The 17,640-nt window shown below is 74.7% G+C and carries 18 protein-coding genes; 9 read left to right on the forward strand and 9 right to left on the reverse strand.

Translation table 11 applies throughout. The features are described from left to right. On the reverse strand, positions 1–964 hold a 964-nt coding region (locus ABZ809_RS31570), incomplete at its 3' end, for an LLM class flavin-dependent oxidoreductase (protein ID WP_357566291.1). A gap of 216 nt (positions 965–1,180) precedes the next feature. Between ABZ809_RS31570 and ABZ809_RS31575 the strand changes: the two genes are divergently transcribed. The 3 genes from ABZ809_RS31575 (at position 1,181) to ABZ809_RS31585 (ending at position 3,676) form a co-directional block, all read left to right on the forward strand. Then, positions 1,181–2,716 carry a multicopper oxidase domain-containing protein gene (locus ABZ809_RS31575; RefSeq protein WP_357566292.1) on the forward strand — a complete coding sequence of 512 codons (1,536 nt, stop codon included), beginning with the start codon at positions 1,181–1,183 and terminating at the stop codon, positions 2,714–2,716. Between the two features lie 80 nt (positions 2,717–2,796). Then, on the forward strand, positions 2,797–3,042 hold the full coding sequence (locus tag ABZ809_RS31580) for a hypothetical protein (protein ID WP_357566293.1): 246 nt from the start codon (positions 2,797–2,799) through the stop codon (positions 3,040–3,042). A gap of 31 nt (positions 3,043–3,073) precedes the next feature. After that, entirely contained in the window at positions 3,074–3,676 is a 603-nt protein-coding gene (locus ABZ809_RS31585) for an MBL fold metallo-hydrolase (RefSeq protein ID WP_357566294.1), read from the forward strand. On the opposite strand, the gene ABZ809_RS31590 is transcribed toward ABZ809_RS31585, so the two are convergent. Further along, positions 3,643–4,422, reverse strand: coding sequence for a DUF2071 domain-containing protein (locus tag ABZ809_RS31590; RefSeq protein WP_357566295.1), 780 nt, complete (start codon positions 4,420–4,422; stop codon positions 3,643–3,645). The two genes, ABZ809_RS31585 and ABZ809_RS31590, sit on opposite strands and share 34 nt — an antisense overlap. A 365-nt stretch (positions 4,423–4,787) precedes the next feature. On the opposite strand from ABZ809_RS31590, the gene ABZ809_RS31595 reads away from it, so the two are divergent. Together ABZ809_RS31595 and ygiD are read left to right on the forward strand one after the other, a co-directional pair. Further along, on the forward strand, positions 4,788–5,006 hold the full coding sequence (locus ABZ809_RS31595) for a hypothetical protein (RefSeq protein ID WP_357566296.1): 219 nt from the start codon (positions 4,788–4,790) through the stop codon (positions 5,004–5,006). Positions 5,007–5,081: 75 nt separating this feature from the next. Next, a complete protein-coding gene (ygiD, locus tag ABZ809_RS31600; RefSeq protein WP_357566297.1) occupies positions 5,082–5,948 on the forward strand; it encodes a 4,5-DOPA dioxygenase extradiol in 867 nt (288 codons plus the stop codon). A gap of 64 nt (positions 5,949–6,012) precedes the next feature. On the opposite strand, the gene ABZ809_RS31605 is transcribed toward ygiD, so the two are convergent. Together ABZ809_RS31605 and ABZ809_RS31610 are read right to left on the reverse strand one after the other, a co-directional pair. Continuing rightward, positions 6,013–6,498, reverse strand: coding sequence for an SRPBCC family protein (locus ABZ809_RS31605; RefSeq protein ID WP_357566298.1), 486 nt, complete (start codon positions 6,496–6,498; stop codon positions 6,013–6,015). Further along, positions 6,495–6,845: a metalloregulator ArsR/SmtB family transcription factor gene (locus ABZ809_RS31610; protein ID WP_357566299.1), complete on the reverse strand. Its 351-nt coding sequence runs from the start codon at positions 6,843–6,845 to the stop codon at positions 6,495–6,497. Before ABZ809_RS31610 ends, ABZ809_RS31605 begins: the two co-directional genes overlap by 4 nt. 165 nt (positions 6,846–7,010) lie before the next feature. On the opposite strand from ABZ809_RS31610, the gene ABZ809_RS31615 reads away from it, so the two are divergent. Both ABZ809_RS31615 and ABZ809_RS31620 read left to right on the forward strand, forming a co-directional pair. Continuing rightward, positions 7,011–8,291: a low temperature requirement protein A gene (locus ABZ809_RS31615; RefSeq protein ID WP_357566300.1), complete on the forward strand. Its 1,281-nt coding sequence runs from the start codon at positions 7,011–7,013 to the stop codon at positions 8,289–8,291. A gap of 369 nt (positions 8,292–8,660) precedes the next feature. Continuing rightward, the gene (locus ABZ809_RS31620; protein ID WP_357566301.1) at positions 8,661–9,692 is read left to right on the forward strand and encodes a PHB depolymerase family esterase; all 1,032 of its coding nucleotides are present in this window, start codon (positions 8,661–8,663) and stop codon (positions 9,690–9,692) included. Positions 9,693–9,745: 53 nt separating this feature from the next. Here ABZ809_RS31620 and ABZ809_RS31625 read toward each other — a convergent pair whose 3' ends face one another. The 5 genes from ABZ809_RS31625 to ABZ809_RS31645 form a co-directional block, all read right to left on the reverse strand. After that, positions 9,746–12,118: a hypothetical protein gene (locus ABZ809_RS31625; RefSeq protein WP_357566302.1), complete on the reverse strand. Its 2,373-nt coding sequence runs from the start codon at positions 12,116–12,118 to the stop codon at positions 9,746–9,748. Further along, positions 12,115–13,878 carry an ABC transporter permease subunit gene (locus ABZ809_RS31630; protein ID WP_357566303.1) on the reverse strand — a complete coding sequence of 588 codons (1,764 nt, stop codon included), beginning with the start codon at positions 13,876–13,878 and terminating at the stop codon, positions 12,115–12,117. The genes ABZ809_RS31625 and ABZ809_RS31630 overlap by 4 nt, the downstream gene beginning before the upstream one ends. After that, positions 13,875–15,155, reverse strand: a complete 1,281-nt coding sequence (locus tag ABZ809_RS31635; RefSeq protein ID WP_357566304.1) for an extracellular solute-binding protein — start codon at positions 15,153–15,155, stop codon at positions 13,875–13,877. The genes ABZ809_RS31630 and ABZ809_RS31635 overlap by 4 nt, the downstream gene beginning before the upstream one ends. Continuing rightward, entirely contained in the window at positions 15,152–15,760 is a 609-nt protein-coding gene (locus ABZ809_RS31640; RefSeq protein WP_357566305.1) for an ATP-binding cassette domain-containing protein, read from the reverse strand. Before ABZ809_RS31640 ends, ABZ809_RS31635 begins: the two co-directional genes overlap by 4 nt. 138 nt (positions 15,761–15,898) lie before the next feature. After that, positions 15,899–16,897 carry a WYL domain-containing protein gene (locus ABZ809_RS31645; protein ID WP_357566306.1) on the reverse strand — a complete coding sequence of 333 codons (999 nt, stop codon included), beginning with the start codon at positions 16,895–16,897 and terminating at the stop codon, positions 15,899–15,901. Positions 16,898–16,941: 44 nt separating this feature from the next. Between ABZ809_RS31645 and ABZ809_RS31650 the strand changes: the two genes are divergently transcribed. Together ABZ809_RS31650 and ABZ809_RS31655 are read left to right on the forward strand one after the other, a co-directional pair. Then, entirely contained in the window at positions 16,942–17,070 is a 129-nt protein-coding gene (locus ABZ809_RS31650; RefSeq protein WP_357566307.1) for a hypothetical protein, read from the forward strand. Continuing rightward, positions 17,070–17,531 (forward strand): hypothetical protein, encoded by a 462-nt coding sequence (locus ABZ809_RS31655; protein ID WP_357566308.1) that lies wholly within the window; start codon positions 17,070–17,072, stop codon positions 17,529–17,531. The genes ABZ809_RS31650 and ABZ809_RS31655 overlap by 1 nt, the downstream gene beginning before the upstream one ends. The last annotated feature ends 109 nt before the right edge of the window (positions 17,532–17,640 follow it).

The following is a 17,640-nucleotide window of genomic DNA, read 5'->3' on the forward strand; positions in this document are numbered from 1 at the left end:
GGGCGGCCGACGGTGCCGGGCCCGCCGTCGGGGCCGCAGCGGCGGCGGGGGTCGGGGCGGCGGGCGCGGCGGCGGCCACCCGCTCGGCGGCCACGAGTTCGCGTACGGCGGGGGCCACCTCGCCCGCGAAGCGCCGCAGGTCGTCGGGGTCGTCGCTGCCCAGGATGAACGTGTCGATCCCGTCGCTGAGGGCGAGGTCGGCGAGTTCCTCCGCCCACTGCTCGGCGGGGCCGTCCAGCGGTCCCCGGCCGGCGGTGGCGAAGCGGCCGGTGACGTTGAGCAGCCGGCGCACGTCGGCCGGGGACCGGCCGGCCTGCCGCGCGGCGTCGTCGATGACGGCGTTGCCCCGGCCGAGGTCACCGGGTTGCAGGTAGCCCAGCGACGGCAGCCACCCGTCGGCCCGCTGCCCGGTCAGGGCCAGCATGCGCGGCTTGTACGCGCCGAGCCAGATGCCCACGTCGTGGGCGGGAGCGGGACCGCGCTTCGCGCCGACCACCCGGTGGAACTCGCCGTCGACCCGGACGCCGCCGCGCGACCCGACGTCCCACACCTGGCGGATGACGTCGATCGCCTCGGCCAGCGCCCGTACGCCCTCCCCGGGGGAGAGCCGCCGCCCGCCCATCGCCTCGATGGCGTCCCAGAACGCGCCGGCGCCCAGGCCGAGCTCCACCCGGCCGCCGCTGAGCAGGTCGAGGCTCGCCACGCTGCGGGCCAGCACGGCCGGCGGGCGCAGCGGCAGGTTCGTCACGTTGGCGGCCAGTCGTACCGTGCCGGTCCGGGCGGCCACGAAGCTCATCAGCGTCCACGTGTCGAGGAACGCGGGCTGGTAGGGGTGGTCCTGGAAGGTGACCAGGTCGAAGCCGAGCTGCTCGGCCAGCATGGCGAGGCCCACCACCCGATCGGGGTCGGCGTTGCCGGGCGTCAGGAACGCCCCGAAGGTCAGCGGGTGGCCGTAGTCGCTCATGTCGGCCCTCCTTCCTGTTGCGCAGCCTCTCATGCCCGCCGGGCCGGTTCCGGGGCGGGCGCGAGATCGGCCCGCCCGGGTGAGCGCGTGTCGCCAGGCCGTCCCGGAGGCGGATCGGGGCGGTCCCGGAGCTGTCCCGGAATCCGACAGGTACCGCTGGCGGCCGGCCACATATGAAGGCAGGCTACATGTACCGTTCCTACTGGAGGTGCCGCCATGACCGTCCGTCGTCGATCGCCGCTGCGCGTGCTCACCGGTGTGCTCGTCGTGGCGCTCGTACTCTGCTGCGGCGGGGTGGCCGTCGGCGGGTGGGTCCTCGCGCGGGGCGGCACCGACACCGTCGGCCGGGTCGACTTCGTCCGCCCGCTCGCCGTACCGCCGCTGGCGACCTCGCGGGTCGACGGCCAGGGGCGGCGGGTGTTCGACCTGCTCGCCCGCGACGGCCGGCGGGACTTCCACGGCGACGGCCGGCTGACCCGTACGGCCGGCTTCGACGGCGACTTCCTCGGGCCGACGCTGCGCGCCAGGCGCGGCGAGCGGGTGGTCGTGAACGTGGTGAACCGGCTGACCGAGGAGACCAGCGTGCACTGGCACGGCATGCACCTGCCGGCCCGGATGGACGGCGGCCCGCACCAGCCGGTCCGGCCCGGCGCCACCTGGTCGCCGACCTGGACGGTCGACCAGCCGGCGGCCACCCTCTGGTACCATCCGCACCCGCACGGCGCGACCGAGGAACACGTCTACCGGGGACTCGCCGGCATGTTCATCCTGGACGACGACCGGGAGTCCGCCCTGCCGCTGCCGCGCCGCTACGGCGTCGACGACGTCCCGGTGATCGTGCAGGACCGCAACTTCTCCCGCGACGGCGAGTTCGCGCGGACCCGCAACTCGATCGCGAGCATCGGGGTGCTCGGCGACACCCTGCTGGTCAACGGCACCGTCGGGCCGTACCTGGACGTGAGCACCGAGCGCGTACGACTGCGCCTGCTCAACGGCTCCACCGCCCGCACGTACGACTTCGGCCTCGCCGACGACCGGCCGTTCGCGCTCATCGGCAGCGACGGCGGGCTGCTGCCCCGCACCGTGCGGGTGAACCGGGTGCAGCTCTCGCCGGGCGAGCGGGCCGAGATCGTGGTGGCCGTCCGGCCGGGGGAGCGGGTCATCCTGCGCAGCACCCCGCCCGACCTCGGCGCCGGGGCGCTGGCCGACCGGTTCGCCGGCGGCGCGGACCGCTTCGACGTGCTTGAGCTGCGCGCGGCCGACAAGCTGGAGCCGTCGCCGCCGGTGCCCGACGCACTGGTCCCCCTCGACCGGCTGGACCCGGCGTCCGCCGTCGGCACCCGCCGGTTCACCCTCACCGGCCGCAGCATCAACGGCCGCTCGATGCGGATGGACCGGATCGACTTCGCCGTCACCCGGGGCGCCACCGAGATCTGGGAACTGGTCAACCAGGACGGCACCCCGCACAACTTCCACGTGCACGACGCCCAGTTCCAGGTGCTCACGGTCGGTGGCCGGACCCCACCGCCCGCGCTGACCGGCTGGAAGGACACGGTCTACCTGGCGCCGGGGCGTCCGATCCGGGCGATCCTGCGCTTCACCGACCACAGTGATCCGGACGTGCCGTACATGTACCACTGCCACCTGCTCTACCACGAGGACGCCGGCATGATGGGCCAGTTCGTGGTGGTCGAGCCGGGCCAGCGCGCCGGCACCCCGCCCCGCCCGGGCACCCACGCCCACCACGACTGACCACCCTCGTTAAGGGGCGGGTGCCGCCGGCTGTCGTCGGTGCGGCGGGCCTGTCGTACCCGCTCGATAGGCTCCGACGCATGATCATGGATGACGCCGACGCGGTCACCGTGCGGTTCCTGATGATGATGCGGGCCGCCCTGCGCGACGAGCAGCCGGGCGAGGGCACGCTGGGCCGCACCGTCGAGCTGGCCGGGGCGTGGGGCACCGGCGCGGCTGCCGACGCGCGGCTGCACGCCGAGCTGGGCCGGCTGCACGGCGACTGCCCTGACGACGACCCCCGGTGGGCGGCCGACCGGCTCATGCCCGAGCCCCGGGAGGGCTGACCGGCGCGGGGGCCGGGCATAGGGTCGGCGCGTGCGGATCACGAAGTTCACCCACTCCTGCGTCCGGATCGAGCACGACGGCGGCGTGCTCGTCATCGACCCGGGCACCTGGAGCGAGCCCCGGGCCCTGGCGGGCGCGGACGCGGTGCTCGTCACCCACGAGCACACCGACCACGTCGACGTGCTCCGGCTGGCGGGCCTCGGCGTGCCGGTCTTCGTGCCGGAGGGCGCCGCGCTGCCCGACCTGGCTCCGCTGCCCGTGACCCGGGTCGGCGCCGGCCAGCGGTTCACCGCCGCCGGCCTGACCGTGACCGCGCTCGGCGGCCGGCACGCGACGATTCACGGCGGCCAACCCGACTGCGCCAACCTGGGCTACCTCGTCGGGGACGACGTCTACCACCCCGGTGACTCGCTGCACCGGCCGGAGCGGCCCGTGGAGACGCTGCTGGTCCCGGCGCAGGCGTCCTGGCTGAAGCTCACCGAGGCGATCGACTTCGCCGTCGCCGTCGGCGCGCGGCGGGTGTTCCCCATCCACGACGCCCAGCTCAACGAGCGCGGCCTGGCCAGCGTCGACGGCTGGTTCGCCGAGACCGTGCCCGGCTACCGCTTCCTGGCACCCGGCACGTCCGCCTGACCGGGGCCGTCGAGCGCGACTGTCGTCGGAGCGCCGAAGCGGACGCCGACGCCCGGCGAGTACAGCACGCTGGCGGGTTCCGCCCCGACCGGCGGCAGGCCGGCCCCGCGCACCAGCTCGTCGTCGAGCGACAGCAGCTCGGCGCGGTGCAGCGGCCAGCGTGGATGGACGTTGGGCATGTGCAGCGTCCGCCCGTACGCGCGCACGTGCAGCCCCCACCTGGCGGTGAGGAAGTGCTCCAGCGGGCTCGGCTCGGTGACCGCCGGGCCGACGCGGATGCTCATGGCGCTGGTCGCGCCGCGCGGCCCCGGCCACCGCCGCTGGCAGGTGTAGGTCAGCACCGCGCCGTCGCGGCGCAGCCGCATGCGTGACCACTTGTACGGCAGGCGCAGGGTGGCCTGCGCCGTCACCACCGCCAACAGCCGGGACGCGTCCAGGGACCGGAACACGACCGCACGCCGCCCGGCCCCGTCGACGCTGTAGAGCCGCACGTTCGTCTCGCAGAACGTGCCCAGGTACGGCAGCCCCGGCCCCGCGAGCGGACCGAGTCCCACCATCCGGAACCCGATGAGGCCCACGTACGTGTGTCCGTCGACGACGTCCGGGCGGGTGCCCGGTGGCAGCAGCGGCGCGACGACGGCCGGATCGACGGCCCAGTGCACGAAGGCGAGATCGTGCCAACGCTGCACCAGGACCGGCCGGCGCACCGGACGGGTGGCCTCCGCCGTGACCGCTTCGGCATCCATCCGTCCATCATGGCCGTCCCGTGCGTCGGTGGTCACGGCGGCGCCGGCTACGGCAGGTCGCTGTCGCCGCCCGGGTTGGCGATCATCCGGCGGAGGACGATCAGCGCGGCCACGTACCCAACGGCGTCGATGCCGTCGTGCGTCCGCTCGTGGACCTCCCGGTTGCGCGTCGTCCACCAGTGCGGTTGGGTCAGGTTCTCCTCGGCGAGGGCGGCGAGCTGGTCCTGCGGGTACTCCTTCAGCGGCGTGGGGGCGACCGGATGACCTCAAGCGAAGTTGAGGTCGAGGTCGAATCCGGACCGGCCCCCGGGCGGTGGGTCACCTCGGCCGTACCGCCTGCGGGAGCATTGCTATACGGTCGCGGGGTGAGGGTTGAAGAGCACTGGTGGAACGGCGACGCGACCGCGCGAGGGCGCCGGGATGTCTATGTCCGCACGGACGGGGAGCGCTGGGACGTGCAGGTGCAGATCGGCGGCGCCTCCGGCCGATCCAAGGTGCAGGAATGCCCCAGTCGGACCTCGGCGAGCATCCTCGCCAGCGCCTGGCGCGGCAGCCGCCTGAGCTGGCGGGAACTGCGCGGCTGACGGTCGCGTCGTAGCCGGTCTGTTGACTCCTGGTGGCCGGTACAATACGGGGCGTTGTCGGCTCGGGGGAGCAGCATGAGCGGTCAGAGCGTCCCGGTGATGCCGGCCGCGTTCATCGGCCACGGCAGTCCGATGAACGCGCTGGAGCTCAACCGCTACACGCAGGCGTGGCGCGTCTTCGGCCGGGCGGTGCCGCGCCCCCGGGCGATCCTGGTGGTGTCGGCCCACTGGTACATCGGCGCCACCGCCGTCACCGCCATGCCCCGGCCGAGGACGATCCACGACTTCTACGGTTTTCCGCAGGAACTCTTCGACCTCCGCTACCCGGCGCCCGGCCTGCCCGAGCTGGCCGAGGAGATCAGTGACGTCGTCCACCCCACCTGGGTCGGCGCGGACGTCGACTCCTGGGGCATCGACCACGGCACCTGGTCGGTGCTCACCCACGCGTTCCCCGCCGCGGACGTCCCGGTCGTCCAGTTGAGCATCAACGCGTTCAAGGACCTGGATCACCACCTCGACCTGGGCGCGCGGCTCGCCCCGCTCCGCGAGCGTGGGGTGCTTGTCGTGGCCAGCGGCAACGTGGTGCACAACCTGCGCGGGGTGGACCCGGGGATGGTCGACGAGGGGTTCGACTGGGCGCGGCGGTTCGACGAGGCGGCGAAGGACGTCATGCTCGGCGAGCCGACCGAGGTGGCGACGCTGGACGCGCACCGCGACTTCGGCCTGGCCGTACCCACGCCGGACCACTTCATCCCGCTGCTCTACCTGGCCGGCCTGGCCGGCGCCGCCGGAGACGCGACGGAGGTGCTGGTGGACGGGTACGCGTACGGGTCACTGTCGATGACCGCCTACACGGTGGGGCTCTCCTGCCACACCGAGGCCCCGTTGGCCGGCGCGCCCGCCCTGCCGACCGCCGTGCCGCCCGACTCCGCCAACATCTGAGCCCCGGGCGTACCCGTGCGACAGTCGAGGCTCAGATGTTGGCGGCCCGGCGGTCGTGGCCCTGTCAGAGGGCCTTCACGACCTCGACCAACTGGTCCAGTGCCGCGCTCCAGCCCTCGGCGAAACCCATCTCCTCATGCGACTTCTTCACCGAGGCGTCGGCGTGGAGCGCCGTGGCGGTGTACCTCGTGCCGTCGCCCGCGGGCTCGATGCTGATGACGGCGGTGAACGGGAGGTCGTCGCCGCTGGCCTGGGGTCGGAAGCCGGGGCCCAGGCCCGAGGTGAAGACCAGCCTCCTACCCTCCTCGACCACGAGGATGCATCCGGTGCTCGGGTAGTCCTCGCCCTCGGGCGAGCGCATGACGGTGTTGAACTTTCCGCCGGGCTGGAGGTCGATCTCGCAGGACGCGGTCGACCAGGGCTTCGGGGCGAACCAGCGCACGATCAGCTCGGGCGTGGTCCAGGCCTTCCAGACCAGCTCGGGGGCGACGTCGACGGTGCGCTCCAGGACGAGGTCGGTCTCCGGGTTCACGGTGCTGTAGGCGGTCATGTCTCCTGCTCCTTCAGGTCGTACAGAAACGAGTCGAATTGATCGAGGCGCCGGGTCCACAGCGCGCGTTGCCCGGCCAGCCAGGTCTCGACGCCCTCCAGTGGCTGCGGCACGAGCCGGTAGGTGCGCACCCGGCCCTTCTTCTCCGAGGTCACCAGGCCGGAGCGCTCGAGGACGCCCAGGTGCTGGGTGAACGACGGCAGTGCCATGTCAAACGGACGAGCCAGCTCACTGGTGGTGGCCGGCCCCTGGCCGAGGCGCTCGACGACCTGACGGCGGGTGGGGTCCGACAGGGCGTGGAACACCCCGTCGAGGGCCCCGTCGTCGCCCGTCAATCGCTTAGGCATGTACCTAAGTATGCAGCCGAACGACACTGAGGTCAATCCCTAAGTAAGGTGTCGCGCCCAGCCGCGGCGTACCTCCTCCACCGGCCCGTCCGCCGTCGCGAGCCGGCAGGGACGAGATTCCGCGGTTGTCGCCCCGGCCGGGGGTCAGTCGGCTGCGATGGGGAGGTGGGTGGGACATCGAGGCGTTGGCGCCGGGGCCACGGGGTCAGCCTGCTGCGCAATCCGGAGAGCGCGCAGCAGGCCACGTACGTGGAGCTGTTCTTCGACCTGGTGATGGTGTTCGCCCTCAACCGGCTGGTGGCCTCCGCGGTGGCGGGTATGGCGGACCCGGGGCTGGACGCCTCGGACGTCGGCAGGCGCTGGACCACCCTCGGTCGCACGCTGCTGCTGTTCGTGCCGTTGCTCTGGGCGTGGACGATGACCGCCTACATCACCGCGCGGCTCGATCCCCGTACTCCCCGGGCGCAGTGGGCGATCCTGAGTACGGGGTTCGCCCTGCTGATCATGGGGGCGAACGCGCCACACGTGTTCGACGGCGGCGGCGCCCTCGCGTTCGCGCTGGCGTACGTGGTCAGCCAGGTGAGCTGGTTCCTGGTCTTCGCCTATCTGCTCGGCACGCATCCGCTGGCCAGGGTCTACTGGCGTGTCGCACTCTGGTTCGTCGTGTCGGGACCGCTCTGGATTCTCGGCGCCCTGGTGCCCGGCCGTTGGCAGTTGTCGCTGTGGATCCTGGCCGTGGTCGTCGAGCTCGGCGCGGCGCGGTTGGGCTGGCCGGCGCCCGGCCTCCGGCACGGCAGGTCGTCGGCGTGGGCGGTCGCGCCGCACCACCTCGCCGACCGGTACACCCAGCTGGTGCTGATCGCCCTGGGCGAGACGATCCTCGCTGTCGGCATCACCTACGCCAGCGGGCCGGGCCGGGCCGGGGGCTACCAGACCGTCGGGCTGGTCGTGTCGTTCGTGACCGCGGTGCTGTTGTGGCGCATCTACTTCCAGCGCGCGGGGCTGGTGCTCGGTGAGGCCGTCGCCGAGGCCCGGGACCCCGCGGCGCTGGGGCGCTTCGTCTCCTTCGCCCACGCGGTGATGATCCTCGGAATCGTGATCACCGCGATCGGGCACGAGCTGATCCAACTCCATGCGCTCGGCCGTACCTATCCGGCGTGGCTGGCCGTGATCCTCGGCGGGCCGGCGTTCTACCTGGTCGGTCGGGCAGCCCTGGAGCGGGCCGTTTTCTCACGGGTCTCCCCACGCCGCTGGGTGGGCATCGGCGTTCTTCTCGTCACCGGCCTGCCGCTGATCAACGCGCCGCCCCTGGCCGCCGGGATCACGGCCGCGTTCGTCCTGTTCGGCATCGCCATGATCGACACCCGCCGGGCCGCCAACCGTCCCCTGGAAGCCCCGCATCCCGCCAGCACCAGGGCGAACTGGTCCTGGTGGCGGCGCCGCTGACCGACGCCGAAGCTGGTGCGGTTCCTCGCCGCCCGGCTGGCCGGCCCGTACTCGGACGTCCTCCGGCTGACCGACGGCGTCGAGCGGCCGGCCGGGGCGACGACCCGGCGACCACCGTGCTGCTGGTCGCCGGGCAGGAGGTCGCGGCCCTCAAGGTCGACTTCACCTGTTGAGGCTGGCGCCGGCACCGCCGCGACGACCGGCACGGGAACGCCGCCCCGGTGAACAGGGCCCCGGGTGACGGTGTCGACGGTCGACACTCCGGCGCCGCCCGAGGTGTCGGCGCCGCTCATGTCCGATGTGGCCGGTGTCACGTTAGCGTCTGCGCACGCCGGCGCCACCGCCGTCGCTCCCGGACAGGAGAGCGTCATGACCACACCGCTGAGGGCCGCCGCCGCCCTCGTCACCGCCCTGCTGCTCGTGCTCACCACCGGGGCCCCCGCGCACGCCGCCACGCCGGCCACCCGGACCCCGGTGGCCGGCTCGCTGCGCGCCTACAACGTCTCCGGCGTCTACGTCACCGGCGTCTCCTCCGGTGGCTACCTCGCCACCCAGCTCCACGTCGCCTACTCGTCGCGGATCCGGGGCGCGGCCGTCTTCGCCGCCGGGCCGTACTACTGCGCGCAGAACAACGTCGCCCAGGCGCTCGACGGCTGCGGCGACAACGTGTACCCGACCAACGTGTCCGCCCTCCAGGCGTACACCCGGACGTGGGCCTCCTACGGCTGGGTCGACCCGGTGGCGAACCTCTCCGGCGACCCTGTCTACGTCTTCCACGGCGGCAACGACACAGTGGTGAAGAAGTCCGTCACCGACGACCTGGTCCGCTACTACCAGCACTTCGGCGCCAACGTGCAGTACGACAGCGGCTCGGCGGCCGGCCATGCCTGGGTCACCCCGTACGGGACGCTGAGCTGCACCGCCACCGCGTCGCCGTACCTCGACGACTGCGGCACGGACCCGCAGCAGGCCCTGTTGCGCAAGCTGCTCGGCGCCGTCGCCGCGCCGAACACCGGCCCGCTCGGCGGCACCCTGATCCGCTTCAGCCAGCACACGTACGCCGTCAACGGCTGGGCTCCCGGGCTGAGCATGGGCGCCGACGGCTTCGCCTACGTGCCGGCGTCCTGCGCCGCCGGGCAGTCGTGCCGGCTGCTGGTCGCGCTGCACGGCTGCCTCCAGGGCCACGGCGCGGTCGGCACCGCCTTCGTCGACCGGGCGAACCTCAACCAGTACGCCGACACCAACAACCTGATCGTGCTCTATCCGCAGGCGACCACCGCGGCCACGAACCCGAACGGCTGCTGGGACTGGTGGGGCTACCTCGGCGCCACCAACTACCCGATCAAGGGCGGCGCCCAGGTCGAGACCGTCATGAACATGGTCCGCCGGCTGGACGGCTGACACGCCGACGACGGGCGGGCGGCACCTACGCGCCAGGCGTCACCCCGGCCCGCTCAGGCCGGGGTGTCGCTACCGACCAGGCGGGCGTCGGCCGCGGCCTGGCCGTCGGCGTCCCGCGCCTCCTCGCAGACGTTCGCCGCGTCCGCCCAGTGCCGCCGGGCCTCGTCGGCGTCGCCGAGGGCCGCCGCCGCGTCGCCCAGGTGCAGCAGCGTCCGGCCCAACCCGGCAGTCGGCCGGCCGTCGCGCAGCCGCCGGCTCTCCGCCAGCATCCCGTACGCCTGCCGCGCCTGGGCCGGCGCGGAGGCCAGCAGCGCCGCACCCGCGTTGAGCAGCGCGGCGGCCCGGTTGGTCGGGTCGGCCACGGAGTCGTACTCGCGTAGCGCCGCCCGCCACGACTGCGCCGCGTCGAGGTGCTCGCCGAGCCCGGTGTGCACCAGCACCAGGTTGGTCAGGGCCGCCGCGTAGCCCCGGGCGTCGCCGAGCGCGCGGAAGGTGTTCGCGGCCCGGACGAGGTGGCGGTGCGCAGCCTCCAACTCGCCCCGGGCCAACCGGGCGGCACCGAGCCCGAGGTCGGTCAGGGCGTGCCCCGCCCGGTCGGCCGTGGCGCGGTGCCGCCGCGACAGCTCCAGGTGCTCCACCGCGTCGTCGAGCTGCCCCAGGTCCAGCAGCACCAGGCCGAGGTTCATCCGCGCCTGGGCGGTGCCGCGCCGGCCCCGCTCCGCCACCGCCAGACTGAGCGCCGTCGCCGCGCCCTGCGGGTCGTGCCGGCGGCGGCGCAACACCCCCAGCTCGTTGTGTGCCCAGCCGGCGATCTCCGGCCGGTCGTCGGCGGTGGGGGTGGCGAGCACCGTGCGGCACACCTCCGCCCACTCGTCGAGCCGCTCCGCGTGGGCGAGCCACCCGCACAGCGCCACCGCCAGCCGGAACCACCAGCGGCGCACCCGCCGGGGCAGGGTCTCCGCCGCGCCGGCCGGCACCTTCACCACGGCCAGCAGCAGCTCCTGGTGCAGGTCGAACCAGCCGTACGGGTCGTCGTCCAGCGCCAGCGTCGGCTCCCGGTCCGGTGAGCCGGACACCGCGAGGCTGGCGGCGTGCCGCTCGGCCCGCCGGGCCAGGTGCCGGGTGAGCCGGGCCTGCGCCGCGACCCGCCGCCGGGCCGGCTCGTCGCGGCGCAGGTGCATCCGGGCGTACGGGGCCAGCAGCGGTCGCACCTCGTAGCGGTCGCCGGGCGCGCCGGTCACGAACCCTCCGGTGGCCAGCTCGTGCAGCAGGGCGGCCACCCGGTCCGGGCGTCGCCCGGCGAGCGCCGCGATCGTCGGCCGGCCCAGCGGCACCGGGCTGAGCGACATGAGCCGCCACAGCCGCCGGGCCTCGCCACCCAACGCGTGGTACGCGGTGTCCCGGGCGGTCACCAGCAGCGTCGCCGGGGAGGCGGCGACGTGCTGGTGCGGGGGCGTCTCGACGGCGCGGCGCAGCGCGTCGCGCACGTCGGTGTGCCGCCAGCCGTGCTGGGCCGTACGCCGGCCGAGTTCCGCGACCGTTCGGGGCTGCCGCCCGCAGAGCTCGACGAGCGCGCGAACCGCCGGATCGGTGCGCGGGTCCGCGCGGTGCGGCCGGGCGACCGGTGCGGTGGCGCCCGCGGCGGCGAAGATCTCGACGGCGTCGTCCGCGCCCGGCTCGGCGAGCCCGTGCGCCACCACCCCGTCCAGGGCGGCCAGCGCGCCGGTGCCGGCCAGCAGCAGGCGGCACGTTCGCGCGGTCGGCGGCAGCAGCGGCCGGACCTGGGCCGGGTCGTCCACGTTGTCCAGCACCACCAGCACCGCCCGGCCGTCGAGTTGGCCGCTCAGCTCGTCGGCGGCGTCGGCGAGGTCGGCGGCGCGCCCCGACGCGGGCGGCCGGGTGCCGAGGATCCGGGCCAGCGCGGTCAGCACCTGCCGGGCGCCCTGCGGCTGGCCGTCCCGGCGCAGGTCGAGGTAGTACAGGCCGTCGAGGAAGTCGGCCCGGCACAGGTTGGCCGCCTGGATCGCGCAGGAGGAGGTGCCGACGGCCCGCCGGCCGACCACCGCCACCGCGTGCTCCTTGGTCAGCAGCTCGCTGATCGCGTCGATGTGCCCGGCCCGCCCGGTGAACCCTGTGGTCCAAGGCAGGGTGGGCGCGCCGACGGCGGGTGGCGGCTCGCCGTCGCCCGGCGGCGCGGACTGTTGCCGCTGGCGGCGCCACTCGACGATGACGGCGGCGACGAGGCCGAGCACGATCACCCCGGCGCTGGCCGAGCCGAGCTGGGCGACGGAGAGCTCGGAGAGCAGGTTGCCGGTGACGTTGCCGAGCACCGCGCTGACCGTCCCGCCGACCACGCCGCCGATCGCGAGCAGCAGGCTCAGCCGGCGTGGCCGCCGCGAGCGGCGGGGCGGCTCCGGCCCGGTCACCGCACGCCCCCGGCGACCAGGCCGGCGACGAGCTGGCGGCGGGCCAGCACCACCAGCAGCACCGGCAGGACCGAGGCGATGACCGAGCCGGCGGCGAGCGCCCCGCTGTTGGCCACGAAGCCCCGGGTCTGGCCGGCCAGGAACAGCCCGAGCGGCATCGTGCCGGGCCCGCTGAACAGCAGGCCCACCACCAGGTCGTTCCACACCTGCACGAACTCCAGCACCGCGACGGCGACCACGGCGGGGCGGTTGTGCCGGGCGAGCAGCCGAAGGGTGCTCCACCAGTGCCGCCCGCCGGCCCGGGCGGCCCGCACCTGCTCGGCGGGCAGGTCGGCGAACGCGTTGCGCAGCACCAGCACGGCGAACGGCACGCCCAGCGCGACGTGCACCAGCGCCAGGCCGCGTGCCGTGCCCGAGGACAGCACGACGCCGAGCACCTCGTTGACCGGCCCGGCGATGACCTGCACCGGGACGATGCTGGCGGCCATCAGCAGCAGCCCGGTGGCCTGGGCGGGCGGCCCGGTCAGCCAGGCCAGCGGGTAGGCGGCGAGCAGCGCGACGCCCAGCACCACGGCGGTGACGACGGTCGCCAGCACCAGCGTGAAGCCCAGCGTGCCCCACAACTCGGCGCCGGTGACCAGGCCCCGGTAGGAGTCGAGGCTGGGCGGGCTCGACCACCAGCCCCGGGCCGCCGCGTCCACCGTCCCGTGCAGCGAGGTGGCGAGCAGCACCCCGAGCGGCACCAGCCAGGCGACCGCCGCGCCCACCGCCAGCACCCTGGTCAGCCGGCGTGGCGCCGGTGTCACCGGGGCGGGCCCGGCGGACGCCGGATCCCGGGGTGGCGGCCACGCCTGCCGGACGAACAGCGCCGCGACCAGCACCCCGGCGGCCACCGCCACCAGCCACACCATCCCGAGCGCGGCGCCCTCGCCGGTGGTGGCGCCGTTGGAGGTCTGCCAGACCCGCAGCGCGAGCACCGACGCCTCGTCGCGCACCGAGCCGGGCGCCATCACCAGGATCAGGTCGAACGTCCGGGCGGTGCCGAGCGCCGCCAGGGTGAAGACCACCGCCACGGTACGCAGCAGCAGGGGGCGCCACTGCGCGTCCCAGAGCACGTCGCGGCGGTTGCCGCCGTAGGCGCGGACCGCGTCGGCGAGGCTGGGCGGGACCGCGTCGAGGGCGGCCCGGAACACCAGCACGGCCAGCCCGACCCACGCCCACACGAACGCGGACATCAACGCCACCGTGACCAGGCCGGGGCCGAGTAGCTGCGGAGCGTCCGCCGCCGGCCGGCCGGTCAGCGTCGCGGCGACCAGGGTGGCCAGCCCGCGCCCGGGGTCGGGGTCGTACATCAGCCGGAAGGTGACGCCGGTGACCACCAGCGGCAGCGCGGCCGGCACGACCAGGATGAGGCGGACCAGCCCGCCCTCCTGCGAGCGGCGCGAGGCGGCGGCGAGCAGGTAGCCCAGCACGGTGACCACCGCCGGCACCACCAGCGCCCAGAGCAGCGTGCGCCCCACCACGGCACCGGTGCCGGGCGCGGCCAGCGCGGTGCGGAAGTGCGCCGCGCCGACCCACCGGCCGTCGGTGGTGACGCTGGCGTGCAGCGTACGCAGCACCGGCCACGCCACCAGGCCGCCGAGCAGCAGCAGGGCGGGCAGCAGCAGCGCCGAGGTGGCCCCCGCCGCCGGGTAGGCCCGGCCGCGCCGTGGCGGCCCGACGTCGTCGAGGACCGCCAGCTCGCCCAGCACCCGGCTCATCGGCCGCCACCCGCCGACCGGGCCGCGGCCGCGAGTTGGCCGGTGGCCCGGCGGGTGGCCGTACCGGCGGCGACGCCGTCTGTGACGTCGGCGAAGAAGTCCTGCATGATCCGCCAGATGCCCACCCCGTCGGAGCCGGTGAACGGCCCCGGCAGCCGGTCGGAGAGGTCGAAGGTCACCGCCTCGGCCGTCCGCAGCTCGTCGGCGAAGTGCCGGCGGACCGGGTCGCGGTAGTCGTCCAGCGGCACCGACACGTTGGGGGAGAGGTAACCCCCGGCACGCAGCCACGGCTGGAACGCGTTGCCGCCGCTGAGCCAGCGGACCAGCTGCGCGCCCCCGGCCGAGCCGGCGAACGCCACCGCCGCGTCGCCGCCGACGATCAGCGGGCTGTCGGCGTGCCGGGAGCCGGGGAACCGGAACGTCTCCGGCAGCTCCGTGCCCCGGCGGAACCGGCGGCTGACGTCGTCGACGAAGTCGGCCTCGAAGAGCATCGTGGCCCGTTGGTGGTGCACGACCTGGATCACCGACTCCTCGTACTGGGTGAGCAGGGCGCGCCGGCCGCCGCCGGGAAACGCCCCGTCGATGCTCCACAGCTCGGCGAGCCGGTCCAGTGCCGTGTGCACGGGCGGGCTCCGCCAGTCGGCCTCGCCCCGGGCCAGGGCCTCGTAGTGGCCGGGCGGGGACACGTCGGCGAGGACGTTCTCGAACCAGTCGGTGAGCACCCAGCCGTCGGCCGCGCCGACGGACAGCGGCGCCGGGCCGTCGCCCGCCCGGGCCCGCGCCCCGAGCCGCCGGGTGAGTGTCACGAGCTGGTCCCAGGTGCGCGGCGGTGTCGGCAGCATCTTCCGGTAGAACCAGAACAGCGACTTGTGGGCCGCCTTCACCCAGACTCCGTAGCGCTTGCCGTCGGCGGTGAGCAGGTCGGCCATGCCCGGCGGGACGGCATAGCTGGCGGCGGTCTTCAGCTCGCGCAGCCAGCCGCGCCGGGCGTACTCGATGACCAGCCCCGACCTGGGCAGGATCGCCACGTCGGGGCTGGTGCCGGCGAGCTGGCGGGCGCGCAGGAACGCGTCGATGTCGTTGCCGGCGCTGATCACCTGCACCCGGCCGTCGTAGCCGGCCACGACCTCACGGAACCGGGCCAGCTCCCCGCCGCTCCACACCACGGCGACCTGGACCGCCGGGTCCGCGCGCGAGCAACCGGCGACGGTCGCGGCGGCCGTGGTGGCGGCGGCCCGCAGCAGGGTACGGCGGCGCAGCCGCCCCGCCGGCGTCACGCGCCCACCTCGACGGCGACCGGCACGTCGGCCAGCGCGCCCGGATCGGCGGTGCACACCAGCACGGCCGCCCCCGGTGTGTGCGATGGGGCGAGCCGGCCGACCAGTTCGGTCAGTCGCCCACCGCCGGCCGGCCCGGTCGGGAGGTCGATCACCAGCACCTCGGGCAGGCAGACCACCGCCCGGGCCAGCGCCACCCGGAACCGCTGCGCCTCCGACAGCAGGTGCGGCCGTAACTCGAGGGTCGGTGCCAGCTCCAGCCGGTCGACCACCGTCGCCGTCCAGTCGTCGGCCATCTGCCGCACCCGCTCCCGGCGGCGCTGCCCGTAGGTGATGTTGCGGCGCACGGTCAGGTGGGGCAGCAGCGCGCCACCGGCCGGGACGTAGGCGATGCGGCGGTGCGGCGGCGGCAGGGCGGTCACCTCCCGGTCGTCGACCAGGATCCGGCCGGCAACCGGGGCGGCCAGCCCGCTCACCACTCGGGCGAGCGCGGTGCCCACCGGCGGGGCGGCGACCAGGGCCGCCGAGGCGCCGGCGGGAACGTCGAGGGTCAGTGCGGTGGTGCCGGGCACGGCGACGAGTTCACGAAGTCGTAGCGTGGCCATCACCTCCGGTGACCCGGGCAGTCGCCACCAGGGTTGCACACTCCGCCGACAATCGGCGCCCCGCCGCCGTCCCCTGTGGAGTGGGTGGGGCTCAGGCCCGCCTCTGCCCACCGGTGGCGCCGCGCCCGATCGACGAGATCACGATGTGCCGATGCCAGCCGGGCGTGGGCCGTACAGGGCCGCCAGAGCGGCGGCGGTGGCGGCGAGCCGGTCCCGCAGCGCGGCCGGGGCCAGCACCTCCACGTCCGCGCCGAGCCGCAGCAGTTCGCCGTGCGCGTGGGTGAGCGACTCGATCGGGACGACGGCCGTCACCCAGCCGGCGTCGTCGGGTGGGCCGGCGGTCTCGTCGACGGCGGTCACCACCAGCGGGCTGACGATCTCCCGCAGCCGTTCGCGGCCCCCGGGCGAGAGCCGGATCGTCGCGTCGCCGCGGTGCAGGCCGGCCCGGAACCGCACCACGTACGCCCGCCACCACGCGGGCAGGTCGAAGCCTGTCGGGCGCGCGAACTCCTCGCCCAGCGTCACCAGCGACAGGATCTGGTTGACCCGGTAGGCGGCGGGACCGTCGTGGCGGGGCCGGCCGGCGACCAGATACCACCGGCCTCCCTTGAGGACCAGCCCGTAGGGGTCCAGCACCCGGTCGGCCTCGTCGGTCCAACTGCGGTAACGCACCGCGACCCGGCGCTGCCGCCAGACCGCCTCGGCCACCTCGGCCAGGTGGGGTGAGGCGTCGCCGTCGGCGAACCAGCCGGGGGCGTCCAGGTGGAAGCGTTCCTGGATCCGCGCGGCCCGGTCGGCAAGCTCGGGCGGCAGCGCGGCGTGCAGCTTGAGCTGGAGCGCGGCCACCGCCGCCCCGTAGCCCAGCTCGGCGGCGGGACCGGGCAGCCCGGCGAGGAAGAACCGCTCGGCCTCCTGCGCGGTCAGCCCGGTCAGCCGTGTCCGCCAGCCCTCCACGAGCTGGTAGCCGCCGGCGTGCCCGGCCTCGCCGTAGAGCGGGATGCCGGCCGCGTGCAGCGACTCGACGTCCCGGTAGACGGTGCGGGTGGAGACCTCCAGCCGCTCGGCGAGCTGCGCTGCCGTCATCCGCCCCTGGGTCTGGAGCAGCAGCAGGAGGGAGAGGAGTCGACTGGCCCGCATTCCGCTGACAGTAGGTGTCAGTGAAGCGTCCGTACCGTCCGGGCATGGCTTTTCGCGACAAGGAACCACCGGGCGTGCTGGAACACGAGCGGGCCGCCTGGGCCCGGCAGCTGCTGGCGCCGGAGCGCCCGGACCCGACCGGCTGGCTCGCCGACAGGCCGGTGGGCCACTGATGGGCGACTTCGACTTCCTCGTCGGCACGTGGAACGTGGCCAACCGCCGTCTGCGCGAGCGGCACGTCGGCGGCGACGACTGGGACGAGTTCCCCGGGGTCTCCGTGGCCCGGAGCTTCTTCGACGGCGCCGGCAGCTTCGACGACATCACCTTTCCCACCCGAGGCTTCTCCGGAGCGACCGTGCGGATCTTCGATCCGGCGACCGGCACCTGGTCCATCTACTGGATGAACAGCCGGCGCGGGATGCTGGAGCTGCCGCCGGTGGTGGGCCGGTTCGTCGACAGGGTGGGCACCTTCCTCGCCGACGACGTCGACGAGGGGCGCCCGGTGCGGTGCCGGTTCGTCTGGTCCGCGATAACCCCGACCTCGTGCCGCTGGGAGCAGGCGTTCTCCACCGACGGCGAGCGCACCTGGGAGACCAACTGGACGATGGACTTCACCCGGGCGTCGCCCGGCTGACCGGCGACGGTCCCACCGGCTCGGCGCGACGCCGAGCCGAGCCGAGCCGGTGGCGCATCTTCCAGCCCTCCGCGAGCCGGCGAGCCGGTGCTGGCGGTGATCGGACGTC

Origin of the sequence: Micromonospora sp. NPDC047074 (genome assembly GCF_040643815.1) — a bacterium.
Lineage (GTDB): Bacteria > Actinomycetota > Actinomycetes > Mycobacteriales > Micromonosporaceae > Micromonospora.

Excerpts from the sequence above, each read along its gene's own strand:
- ABZ809_RS31575 (WP_357566292.1), top strand. The coding sequence starts at position 1,181 with ATGACCGTCCGTCGTCGATCGCCGCTGCGCGTGCTCACCGGTGTGCTC.
- ABZ809_RS31580 (WP_357566293.1), top strand. The coding sequence starts at position 2,797 with ATGATCATGGATGACGCCGACGCGGTCACCGTGCGGTTCCTGATGATG.
- ABZ809_RS31590 (WP_357566295.1), bottom strand. The coding sequence starts at position 4,422 with ATGGATGCCGAAGCGGTCACGGCGGAGGCCACCCGTCCGGTGCGCCGG.
- ygiD (WP_357566297.1), top strand. The coding sequence starts at position 5,082 with ATGAGCGGTCAGAGCGTCCCGGTGATGCCGGCCGCGTTCATCGGCCAC.
- ABZ809_RS31605 (WP_357566298.1), bottom strand. The coding sequence starts at position 6,498 with ATGACCGCCTACAGCACCGTGAACCCGGAGACCGACCTCGTCCTGGAG.
- ABZ809_RS31610 (WP_357566299.1), bottom strand. The coding sequence starts at position 6,845 with ATGCCTAAGCGATTGACGGGCGACGACGGGGCCCTCGACGGGGTGTTC.
- ABZ809_RS31620 (WP_357566301.1), top strand. The coding sequence starts at position 8,661 with ATGACCACACCGCTGAGGGCCGCCGCCGCCCTCGTCACCGCCCTGCTG.
- ABZ809_RS31630 (WP_357566303.1), bottom strand. The coding sequence starts at position 13,878 with ATGAGCCGGGTGCTGGGCGAGCTGGCGGTCCTCGACGACGTCGGGCCG.
- ABZ809_RS31640 (WP_357566305.1), bottom strand. The coding sequence starts at position 15,760 with ATGGCCACGCTACGACTTCGTGAACTCGTCGCCGTGCCCGGCACCACC.
- ABZ809_RS31645 (WP_357566306.1), bottom strand. The coding sequence starts at position 16,897 with ATGCGGGCCAGTCGACTCCTCTCCCTCCTGCTGCTGCTCCAGACCCAG.
- ABZ809_RS31650 (WP_357566307.1), top strand. The coding sequence starts at position 16,942 with ATGGCTTTTCGCGACAAGGAACCACCGGGCGTGCTGGAACACGAGCGG.
- ABZ809_RS31655 (WP_357566308.1), top strand. The coding sequence starts at position 17,070 with ATGGGCGACTTCGACTTCCTCGTCGGCACGTGGAACGTGGCCAACCGC.